Here is an 11,191-nt window from a genome sequence, read left to right as displayed (position 1 = left end):
GGGAGAGGGGGGAGACAAGGGAGAGGGGGAAGACAAGGAGAGAAGTCTGAGCGGAGGTTTCCCACCATCGGAACTTCGGAGAGAAAGATGGCTACCTTGTCCGCCTTGTCTACCTTGTCGCCTTCATCCCCCTCATCTCTAATAGAATATCCCACTCCCTAGAATCAGGAGTGGGCTGCTATTTCCTACGTTAACTGCAATTTACAGTTATCTGTAGATACCGTTGTTAAACCGATCGTCTCCCTCGATGAAGGCAGATTCTGGTTCTGTCACGGTGAAGTGATCGAAGTTGGCTTGCAGGGTTTGTTTTTGGCGATCGCTCAATCCTTGAATATTCAATACATCATCTACGCTTTGGTAGGGAGCATTTTTGATGATGAGCTTCGCAAGGGTGGGATAAAGGCCTGGATACTGTTGAAAAGCTCGGACGTTGGTATTATTCAAATCAATTTTTTTACCAAATTCCGTTGCTAACTTCCTATCTGCGCTATTCTGCCGCTCAATTGCCAGAACTGGTACTTGGGGAAAAGCAAAGCTGTTGAAACTAGCAGCTTGGGCTATCTGAGTTGTTCCCAACCATCCCCAGCAACCAAGTACCAAACTAAACACTGTTAATAAACGCACCAATCCTTTCACGATTTTTTTACCTCTTTCCATCAAACAGAAATAAAATTTTTAAGCTAACAACAGTTATTAGTCATTAGTCATTAGTCATTGGTCATTGGTCATTGGTCATTTGTAAAGGACAACTAACAAGAGACAAAGGACAGCTGACAAAGGACGAAGGACAAAGGCCAAAACTTGATAGCTTAATCAACACAGCAGTCATCAGAAACTAATATACAGCGTATTAATATCCACAATATTTACTGTTACTGGGTTTGACTGTACTTTTGGTAAAAATTTTCCCAGTGGTAAGAGTGCCTGCTCCAGCCGCAATAGCCTTGCATCTAGAGAATACGCTATTATTCCTAGCTGTACAAAATCTTTCCGGCTAGCTGGTTCTACATCCCTAGCAGATAGGAGATTTTGGCATGTCCAATACCGTAAACTCCAGTTCGGGCGACTTCGGCTGTCGGTCAATTATTGTAATATTTCTTAACTAAACAATGTTCCACAGCATCATCACTGCTGTACCGTAGATTCCTTAGGAAACAGTTTTGTGATTTTTAGGCTGCGATCGCCGCTAGCAAAAATAAGCTGTCTACCAAAATTGTGCTTAAAACTGCGCCGCCAAAGGCATACCAGTGTTTCTGAGTTCGACCTAAGGATAAAATTCCCACTGTTAACAACACTAGGGCGAGAATTATTGCCCAAGCTTGTCCCCAAGGTGTTTGTACTTTTAATAAGGCGGTTTGTAAAATTTTTGACGTGCTATCTACATCTGCTATCATTATTTGTCGCCAATAGGGCATCAAATCCACAATATAAAAGTATACATCTGTTAAGACTGTACCGAACAAGGAACCTAAATAAAACCAGTTACCCACCTTGCCCCAATTTTTTACCAAACACCAACAAGCAAATGGTAAGCCGATAGACTCCACCGGTAAATGCCATAGAGGTTCCCAACGCAACCAACCCCAGTAAATCGATCCTGCTAACCAACTCCAACTAAACCCAAACAGCAAATCCCCCCAGACATATGTTGCAGGACGTGACATTAATCTAAAACTGAGCCATAGCCAAAATCCTGTCAGCGCTAAACTCAAACTAGGTAGCGATCGCACTATTGGTGCTTCTATAAATACAGGTACTGATACTAAAAATACTGCTGCGGCAAATACCAACCATGTTTGTCGGGCAGAGATAGATAAAGGCAGAGAGGGAGAAGATGAGAGTGTAGATTCCAATTTTTTGAGATCCCTGTGCTTGATATTAGACACATCCAACTCGGCATCCAAGGGAGGGATAGAAGCGGTGTATGAAGATAATGTGTTATTAACCAATGTTTTTAATATTTGTTACTAAACTTTACCTTATTTAAGATATCACACTTTAAAATCCCCCCCCAGGGCATTTAGATTATACTCAAATTTCGGTGCTGGGGTGGTGGAGGGGGACAAGGGGACAAGGGGGACAAGGGAGAAAGATGGCTACCTTGTCTTCCCCCTCTCTCTTGCCTGCTTGTGTTCGGCTAAATATTAAAGTTTGATGAATTCCGGAAATGGCGTTGACTTATTGAGATGGGTGTAAGAACATGGTCAGCGTCTTGGATGATTTTAGCGATCGCTAAAATTGAATTTTCTACAAGATTAGGTGCAGCTAAAAGTATATAAAGTAACAACGTTACTTAAACAATGTTCGTTCTCTTTTTTTAGAATAGGAAAAGGTATTATGGAGTTTATTCAAGCTTTTATTTTAGGTATTGTTCAAGGTATTACAGAGTTTTTACCAATCAGTAGCACTGCACATCTGCTGATTGTGACAAAGATATTTGGTTGGAAAGAGCTAGGTTCTAAAGATTTTGTCGATGCAATTCAATTTGGCAGTGTTATTGCAATTCTCGGTTACTTTTGGTCGTTGATTTCTAGTATTGTCAAAGGTGGAATTGCAGCACTAAAACAGAAAGATTGGGAACGCGAGGAATGGAAAATTCTGGTAGGTATTGCAGTCGGAACGCTGCCTGCTTTAATTGTCGGCTTTCTTTTGAAAGATGTTATTCCTGAGAGTGCCTTAATTATTGCCATCATGTCAATTATCATGGCACTTTTACTAGGGTTGGCAGAAAAAATTGGTACTCGCAAGCGAGGTTTTGAGTCATTGCAGATTCGCGATGGTATTTTAGTGGGATTGGGACAAACACTTGCTTTGATTCCTGGTGTTTCTCGTTCTGGTTCGACGTTGACAACTGCGCTATTTTTAGGATTAGAACGCGCTACAGCAGCAAAATTTTCATTTTTACTAGGGTTCCCAACTCTGACTATTGCAACCTTATATAAAAGCCTGAAAATTTTCAAATTATTTCAAGCCCACCAGCTACCAGATAACATTGTTGCGTTGTTAATTGTAGGAATTATTTCAACCTTTATATTTTCCTACCTATCAATTGCATTTTTGATCAAATACTTAGCAACTAAAAATACAATGATTTTTGTTTGGTATAGATTAGCATTCGGCACTGCTATCTTATTAGCGATCGCAGCAGGTTGGCAGGGATAAATTAGATAATAGTCATTAGTCATTGGTCATTAGTCCAATGCCCAATGCCCCATGCCCTGTTTGGCCCATGCCCAATTCCCATGTCTACTATTCAACCTGCCCGCATTACCAGAGTACTACCTGATTCTATAGCTTCAGAGATTGGTTTTGAAGCGGGGGATGCGATCGTTGCAATCAACGGTACGCGTCCCCGCGATTTAATTGATTACCAATTTTTATGTGCTGATGAAGTTTTAGAACTAGAAGTTTTAGACGCTGCCGGTAAAACACATCACATTGAAATTGAAAAAGACTACGACGAAGACTTGGGGCTAGAATTTGAAACTGCCCTGTTTGATGGCTTAATTCAGTGCAATAACCGCTGTCCGTTTTGCTTTATCGACCAGCAGCCACCAGGTAAGCGTTCTAGTTTGTATTTGAAAGACGACGATTATCGTCTGAGCTTTTTATACGGTTCTTATCTTACCCTCACCAATCTACCAGAAAAAGAATGGCGGCGCATTGAACAAATGCGTTTGTCTCCGTTGTATGTTTCCGTTCATGCCACGGAGGCTGAAGTCAGAATTAGATTGCTGAAAAATCCCCGTGCGGGACAAATTTTGCAACAACTCAAGTGGTTTCAAGAAAGGCGACTACAAATTCACGCCCAAGTCGTTGTTTGTCCCGGCATTAATGATGGCGAACATCTCGAAAGAACTCTCAAAGATTTAGCTTCGTTTCATACTGGTGAAGTGCCTACGGTGGCATCAGTGGCAGTCGTACCTGTTGGGTTGACGCGGTTTCGTCCCCAAGAAGATGAACTCACACCTGTGACTAGGGAAAAAGCTAAAGAAGTGATTTCCCAAGTCAAAATACTTTCGCAACAATTTCGCCAAAAATTTGGTTCCAGCGTTGCTTGGTTAGCTGATGAGTGGTTTTTAATTGCGGGTGAAGAATTACCAAGCGAATCGGAATACGAAGAATATCCCCAAATTGATAACGGTGTTGGTTCAATTCAGTTATTTATCAAAGAATTTGCCACCGCAGCAGCAGAATTACTACCGCCAAAAGTCGAACCTCAGAGGAAGTTTACTTGGGTAGTAGGTAACACTGTAGAAAAAGCATTTCAACCGATTTTGAAGCGTTTAAATTTGGTTGAAGGTTTAGAAGTAAATATGCGTGCTTTATCTAGTGATTACTGGGGGCAAGATATTAGTGTCACAGGATTACTAACTGGTCATGACTTGCTTTTAAATTTAGCAGGGCAAGATTTAGGTGATGGGATTTTGCTGCCAAAGGTGATGTTAAAGCATGGTGAATTGGTATTTCTAGATGATATGAGCGTTGAAGAACTAGCAAGTAAATTGAAGACAAATATCTTACCAGTAGCAGGGGTTGAAGATTTAATTAATACCTGTATTGCTTAATTGATTTTTGTCAATCTTTTACCTTATACAATTTAACAACATTCTGCAACTTCTATTAGTTAGCGTTAAAAAAAATAATTTTTTGCCTAGTCTTTTGATCCCTTGTGGTGTAGACTGGGAGTCAGTAACTAAATACAATAATCGCGTGCAGACAATTAGACTAGTCAGCTAAACAAAGCTAACTAGTTGATGATTTTGGATTTTGGATTTTGGACTTTGTTCGCTCGCCAGGGTCAATTCTCAGCCAAAAAAATCTAAAATAGCCAATCTAAAATCTAAAATTCCTAATCAAAAGCAAAACGAGCTTAATTCATTACCCTTTTTAAGCCACTTGCCTCAATAGAATTGAGAGCAAGCAGTCCACAAACTGTACGTGTTTGTGTGGTCAATTTTTAAATAGATAGCTTCCTTGGTTAGTCATCTTTAGGCTATCCCTCTAAATACGAAGTTTCATCGATTGAGTGACCTCATTAAGTTTACCTAGTCCAAGCTTTTGGACTAAAAACTCCTTTTTTGCATCCAAGAATTTGGGTGTGAAATTGCAAGTATACAAATTTAAATTTGTATACTTGCTGCACACTTTTACGTTGGATTGAATGTAATGACTGATTTTAACTTCATCTTAACTATCTGTATTGTAGCGGTAGTTTATCTATCTAGTATTTATCTGTGGATAGAGTTTTCTCAAAACTCAAATGACTGATTTGATAGATACAAAAACCGCAAAAAGTCAGAAGTAAGCAGTTAGAATCCAGCTTGAAATTGAAAAATTAAGGATGATATGAATTCTCAATTTTCTTGTTGATTATTAGGCTTGAATCTCAAAGTCGTCTCAATTCAGTATTCTGGATTCTGTCTGCTTCCCAATAATTCGTAATTGATAATGATGCTTGTTCGTGCAGCGTCTTTAGCAGGATAAGCACTCTAAGCATTAGCTTACCGTCTCCGTTAGGAGAAGGCTTTAGGCTGCGATAACGTAATTTTTACCCCACGACTTTAGTCGCGGGTTTTGAATAATGACACTACACATTTTTATGTTTTCATTGATGAACCAAGAGGCTTGTACCTATTTAATTAAGAATTACGAATTAGTAATTGTCTGGTCAATAGTTAAGCTAGATATCTTGAGCGATCGTGTGTTCTCATTTGTTGCTCAGGAATAGCAGTATGAGTGCAACTTTAGAAGTTTGGGATACTTTCTACAGCAATTGAAAAAATGTTGAGTTTTTTACCAGAAATTATTACAAACAGAGAACTACAAGTTTGGTTCATAGGTTTGTTAGTTGGATTTTGCATATTCATATTTGGTCGTTTCATGATTTCGTTAACAATTTTACTGGGTAATAAATTGAATTTTCTGCCAATTACTGATGTATACAAAAAATTAGTTAAGCCAAATCAAGACTTATTAATTGTGGTAGTTATAATTGCAAATTTTGAGTTAGTTGTATCGTTCTTGCCCCAGAATCGCTGGACAAATCCGCTAGAAATTATTGTTAGTTTGGCTTTGGCGATCGCCATTAGTTGGTTAGCCTCACAAATCTTTCAAAAATTCTTTGATTTTTATTTATTAAACGCTGCTTTTAAGAGTGGGAAAAAAATCAGTGGTGAGCTACTTATACTCTTTAAATGGGTTGCCAATCTCATCATTATCTTTTTAGCAATTCTGATTTATGCTCAAACACATCAAATTAATCTTTTAGGATTATTAGCAAGTTTAGGAATCGGTGGTTTAGCAGTCGCTTTTGCTGCTCAAAAAACCTTAGAACAAATTTTAGGTGGTATTGTTCTATATTTAGATCGCCCCTTTGTAATTGATGATTATATTGGTCTTCCTGATGGTACTTTTGGGCGAGTTGAATCAATAGGATTAAGGTCTACTAGGATTAGAACATCTGGTAAGGGAACTGTAATCATAGTTCCTAATAGTTCTCTGACTCAAGTGAATATTGAGAACTTTACTGGTGCTAAGAAAGTCATGTCAATCCTTTATTTGACCTTTCAGCAAACACTTAGCAGTGAAGAACGAGCTTTAATTCGTCAGGTCATTATAGACAGTACAAATGGTATCTTTGGCATTGATTCCCGGAATACAGAAGTGACTTTTAAAGCTATTAATCATTTATCAGATACAGATGCAACCCAAGCACAAGTTACTTTCTTTATCTTAGGTTCTGGAGATGTCTCGATGGAATTACGCCGTCAACTGCTAAATATGGCTACTCAAAGCATCACTGAGTGTTTACAACAATATGGTATCGCTTTTGATATCGAAGAACCAACAATTTATGTTGACTCACCCATTACCATTTAAAAGTGATGAAAAATATTTCACAGATAATTCTGGAATTTTTACAACGTGAGAGCACAATATCAGCACTGTCAAATTTTGGAGTATTTCTAATTTTTATTCTCCTGTCTTTACTGATAGGACGATATACTCCGACATTCTTGCGAATTATCATTCGGCGTTTTGCACCGCAGCAAGTTGCTAGTATTTATAACAATTTAATCGAGCCAATTAGAAATCTATTTAGAATCACAGGTAGTTTAATTCTCATTTCATTCTCTTTAGCCTGGATTATCGAATATAAATCCATCCATAGATTTCTTTCGACAATTATGGATTTAGCTGTGATTATCAGCTTAGCTTGGCTATCCTCTCGCTTATTCCGACAGTTTATTCGAGCCTATGGAATTGAGCTAGTGCGTAAGTTTGGGAGAGAAGTAGATGAATTACTTTTAGTATTTGAAACTCTCGCGAATGTCATTATTGGATTTATTGCTGTCTTGGCTTTTGCTCAGAGTCAAGAATTTAATTTAATTGGGCTATTAACTGGGTTAGGAATTGGGGGATTAGCAGTAGCTTTTGCTGCTCAAAAAACTTTAGAACAGTTGTTAGGAACAATAGTTTTATATTTAGATCGTCCGTTTGTTCCAGGAGAATATATTCGTTTACAGAAATCTCAACAAATTCCTGAAGGGTTGTTTGGGCGAGTTGAGTCAATTGGTATTCGCTCAACTAAAATTCGCACTGCTGCTAAAAGTACTTTGTCTATTATTCCTAATTCAATATTGGCAAACTTAGAAATTGAAAATATTACCCGCGGTAAGAAAGTTATGGTTTTACTTTACCTCGATTTTTTCGAGCTACTACAAGAACGAGAACAGGCTTTAGTTGAGCAGGTAATTATTGAAAGTACCAACTCTCTATTTGGTATCGATCCAGGCAGCACTAATATTAGTTTTTTAAACCACAACGAAGAAAAGCAAATCACTCGCACAAGAATAACATTTTTTATTTTGGGTTCTAGTGAAAATTCTCTGCAATTACGCAAGCGCTTATTAGAATTGGCAAATGAAAAAATTTCTAAACAGCTATTTAAGAATGGAATTAAATTCACAATGCAAGAGCCGACAATTTATGTGGAATCGCCTGTAACTATTTAAATATTCCTTTGGGTAGTTTTTATCGTTTTTGATACATTAGATTAACTAGACTTATTCATTAAGTAGCTTTACGAATACTTTGTTACCTACTAATGAATTATGATTAATTAAGTGAATTAATCAATAATTACGTTAGGAGTGACTGGTGAAGCATCAAGAAAGCCAAAAAGATCTAAATTTAGAAATTAAAGAAGCTAAAAAATTATTAATTTTAGGTCTGGAAATTTTAATTTTAAATTTATTTAATATCTTACCAGTAAAGGCGGCAACAGAAGAACCTGTATTGACCGTAGTGCATAGCCAAGAAAATGCAAATCAATGGACAGGGATAAGCGATCGCTTACAAACAGTAGGCGTGAAATATTGTGTAATTTCTCTAGATAATGTCAGGAGTATGGGCGATTGGGGCGATCGCCGGATATTATTTTTGCCAAACGTCGAAACATTAACCCCAAGCCAAGCCATTTCCCTAGAAGAATGGATGAGTAAAGGAGGGCGCTTAATTGCCAGCGGCCCTGCGGGTAGTTTGTCAGCGCCAGGAGTGCGCCAGTTATTGCGATCGCTTTTAGGAGGTTATTGGGGATTCAGCCTCGGTGACACCCAAGAAATCAAACCTGCAAAAACCAAACTCCCAGGATGGGCAAATGAAACTGCACTCTTTGGCAAAGTCCGCGGTGGTGTTGTCATTCCCAACGATATGGGCACCGAATCTCCTGCCATTTGGGATTCCAAAGATAATCCCGCCGCAGTAGTCACCACAGAACGTTCTACATTTTTGGGCTGGCGTTGGGGAACCGATACAGCCTCCGCAGCAGAATTAGATACTGCTTGGTTAAAAACCACCGTCAATTACTATTTGACAGCACCAGCACCATCAAATCGGATGAAAAAAATAGAAGGTGCTTCTCAAAGCTGCTCTACCAGTGTGGCGACGGCGAGTGGGCAGGGGGGCAGGGGGGCAGGGGAGCAGGGGAGCAGGGGGGAAAAACTTACTGCAACTTCCCCTGTACCCCGTGTCACTCCGTCTTCCCCTTCCCGCGTCAGAGCGTTTTCCCCTCCCCGCGTCTCCCCTCCTCCAAAAACTGCCACTGCTCCCCAACCAAGACCGCTTCCTGTAGTCAAACCATCAACTTCCAAGGAAGCCATCGATCGATTGGAAGAAGCGGTGCGTTTAGATGTTGTACCCAACTCCAATGAACCGATTAATCAAAACGAAGCGATCGCTCTCCAGCAAGAATTAGAAAATCTCATTGGTCGGGTAGAAAGTGCCAATTTAGCGGTATCAGCTAATGCTGCTGAGATTGGGGAAGCTTCTGAAAATTTGGGAAAGATAGATGTCGAGTCTCTCAAACAACAAACTTTAATTACCTCAACCAGACCAGGGGCACTTGCCACCAGCAAAGAGCAAGCCTTGGAACAGGCGAAAGCGATCGCTCAAAACTTCCCCCAACTGATTGCCCAAAAAAATTACGCCTTGGCTCGTCAGCAGTGGCTAATTGCTAAGAGAATTTTGTGGCAGCAGTTTCCTGTGGATCGCAGGCTAGCTCAGCCAGAAATCCGCGCAGTTTGGTTAGACCGGGGGACAATTGTTCGTGCCGGTAGCAAAGCGGGACTAGCCGAGATTTTTGACCGACTGGCAGCAACCGGGATTAATACCGTCTTTTTTGAAACTATTAACGCTGGCTACACAATTTATCCCAGCCAAGTCGCCAAAGAACAAAACCCATTAATTCGCGGTTGGGACCCCTTGGCAGATGCAGTGAAACTAGCCCACGAGCGGGATATGGAATTACACGCTTGGGTTTGGACTTTTGCTACTGGTAACCAACGTCACAACGAAATTATCAACGTTAATCCTAATTACCCAGGCCCGGTACTAGCTGCTCATCCCGATTGGGCAAACTACGATAACCAGGGCAACATGATTCCAGTTGGGCAAACCAAGCCATTTTTAGACCCAGCTAACCCCGAAGTGCGACAGTATTTACTCAAGCTGTATGAGGAAATCGTCACCCGTTATGACGTGGACGGTCTACAGCTAGATTACATTCGTTATCCCTTCCAAGATCCGCTGGCAGGTCGAACATACGGTTATGGTAAAGCTGCAAGAGCGCAGTTTCAGCAACTCGTTGGTGTAGATCCAATGAATATTTCCCCCGCTCAACCAGAACTGTGGCAAAAATGGACGACATTTCGCACCGAACAAGTTGATAGCTTTGTTGCCCAATTATCAAAGCAATTGCGACAAAAGCGAGGAAATTTGATTTTGTCAGTTGCAGTCTTTCCTTTACCACAAACAGAACGGATTGAGAAAATTCAACAAAACTGGGAAACTTGGGCAAGGCGAGGGGATGTAGATTTAATCGTTCCCATGACTTATGCTCTCGATACATCTCGGTTTCAACGACTAGCTCAACCTTGGATTGCCTCTAAACAATTAGGAGCTACTTTATTAGTACCGGGAATTCGCTTACTTTCTTTGCCAACAATTGGAGCATTCGATCAACTCCAATTAGTCAGAGATTTGCCAGTTAGTGGTTATGCTTTGTTTGCCGCAGAGAATTTTAATAACGAACTCCAAAAACTTTTTATTAATACCCAAGGTAGAGTTCAATCTACAACAACTGAACCTATTCCTCACCGCCAACCTTTTCAAACTGCTGCTATTCGTTACACTGCGCTGCAACGGGAATGGAAATTTGTTTTGCAAAATCAGCGATTACCAATGCCTGCTCAAACAATTTCAGATTTTAACAACCAGGCAGAAGTTTTACGCACTGCTTTAAATCAGCTTGCCACCGCGCCTTCTGCTAGTAAATTACTAGTAGCCAAAGCATCTCTGACTCGCTTCCAGTCTCAATTTCGAGTATTAATGAAGGAAGAAATCAAGTCAAATTCCTATCAAGTCAGAGTCTGGGAAAATCGGCTTGCAACCATAGAAAGGCTATTGCGTTATGGCGAAAGACGGATAGAGTTGCGTTAGTTGGGCGTTGGGAGGATGAGCGTTGAGTGTTGATTGAATTATCGAACAGAATACATACGTCAGTCGCCAGAATTCTCTTGCTTATATTGGAGTGCGAGTGGCGTCTGAATAAATGGGTTTAAGACCCCCACGCCTCTTGAAAATTTGGCGATCGACAATTCAGCGCAAAGTCAGAGCGGAGGAAACCTCC

The 11,191-nt window shown here is 40.1% G+C and carries 9 protein-coding genes; 6 read left to right on the top strand and 3 right to left on the bottom strand.

Features of this window, described 5'->3' with window-relative positions; all coding sequences use genetic code 11:
- Positions 1-207: 207 nt before the first annotated feature.
- The 3 genes from psbU to NSTC745_RS33305 all read right to left on the bottom strand — a co-directional run bounded on the left by psbU (position 208) and on the right by NSTC745_RS33305 (position 1,949).
- A complete protein-coding gene (gene psbU / locus NSTC745_RS33315; protein ID WP_096539497.1) occupies positions 208-636 on the bottom strand; it encodes a photosystem II complex extrinsic protein PsbU in 429 nt (142 codons plus the stop codon).
- Positions 637-828: 192 nt separating this feature from the next.
- Positions 829-1,083, bottom strand: a complete 255-nt coding sequence (locus NSTC745_RS33310) for a hypothetical protein (RefSeq protein ID WP_445634844.1) — start codon at positions 1,081-1,083, stop codon at positions 829-831.
- Between the two features lie 86 nt (positions 1,084-1,169).
- Positions 1,170-1,949 carry a DUF3120 domain-containing protein gene (locus tag NSTC745_RS33305; protein ID WP_445634843.1) on the bottom strand — a complete coding sequence of 260 codons (780 nt, stop codon included), beginning with the start codon at positions 1,947-1,949 and terminating at the stop codon, positions 1,170-1,172.
- Positions 1,950-2,337: 388 nt separating this feature from the next.
- On the opposite strand from NSTC745_RS33305, the gene NSTC745_RS33300 reads away from it, so the two are divergent.
- The 6 genes from NSTC745_RS33300 to NSTC745_RS33275 all read left to right on the top strand — a co-directional run bounded on the left by NSTC745_RS33300 (position 2,338) and on the right by NSTC745_RS33275 (position 11,001).
- The gene (locus NSTC745_RS33300; protein ID WP_445634842.1) at positions 2,338-3,162 is read left to right on the top strand and encodes an undecaprenyl-diphosphate phosphatase; all 825 of its coding nucleotides are present in this window, start codon (positions 2,338-2,340) and stop codon (positions 3,160-3,162) included.
- Positions 3,163-3,242: 80 nt separating this feature from the next.
- A complete protein-coding gene (locus tag NSTC745_RS33295) occupies positions 3,243-4,568 on the top strand; it encodes a TIGR03279 family radical SAM protein (protein ID WP_445638746.1) in 1,326 nt (441 codons plus the stop codon).
- Positions 4,569-5,584: 1,016 nt separating this feature from the next.
- A complete protein-coding gene (locus NSTC745_RS33290) occupies positions 5,585-5,731 on the top strand; it encodes a hypothetical protein (RefSeq protein WP_445634841.1) in 147 nt (48 codons plus the stop codon).
- Between the two features lie 53 nt (positions 5,732-5,784).
- Positions 5,785-6,882, top strand: a complete 1,098-nt coding sequence (locus NSTC745_RS33285; protein WP_445634840.1) for a mechanosensitive ion channel family protein — start codon at positions 5,785-5,787, stop codon at positions 6,880-6,882.
- A 5-nt stretch (positions 6,883-6,887) separates the two neighbouring features.
- Positions 6,888-8,018, top strand: coding sequence for a mechanosensitive ion channel family protein (locus NSTC745_RS33280; RefSeq protein WP_445634839.1), 1,131 nt, complete (start codon positions 6,888-6,890; stop codon positions 8,016-8,018).
- A 142-nt stretch (positions 8,019-8,160) separates the two neighbouring features.
- Positions 8,161-11,001 (top strand): family 10 glycosylhydrolase, encoded by a 2,841-nt coding sequence (locus NSTC745_RS33275; protein WP_445638745.1) that lies wholly within the window; start codon positions 8,161-8,163, stop codon positions 10,999-11,001.
- Positions 11,002-11,191 lie beyond the last annotated feature (190 nt).

The sequence above is a fragment of the Nostoc sp. DSM 114161 genome (assembly GCF_052692665.1).
Note: the sequence above shows the minus strand (reverse complement) of the source record. Positions and strands in the feature narration are given on the sequence as shown.

Excerpts from the sequence above, each read along its gene's own strand:
- NSTC745_RS33300 (WP_445634842.1), top strand. The coding sequence starts at position 2,338 with ATGGAGTTTATTCAAGCTTTTATTTTAGGTATTGTTCAAGGTATTACA.
- NSTC745_RS33295 (WP_445638746.1), top strand. The coding sequence starts at position 3,243 with ATGTCTACTATTCAACCTGCCCGCATTACCAGAGTACTACCTGATTCT.
- NSTC745_RS33290 (WP_445634841.1), top strand. The coding sequence starts at position 5,585 with ATGACACTACACATTTTTATGTTTTCATTGATGAACCAAGAGGCTTGT.
- NSTC745_RS33285 (WP_445634840.1), top strand. The coding sequence starts at position 5,785 with ATGTTGAGTTTTTTACCAGAAATTATTACAAACAGAGAACTACAAGTT.
- NSTC745_RS33280 (WP_445634839.1), top strand. The coding sequence starts at position 6,888 with ATGAAAAATATTTCACAGATAATTCTGGAATTTTTACAACGTGAGAGC.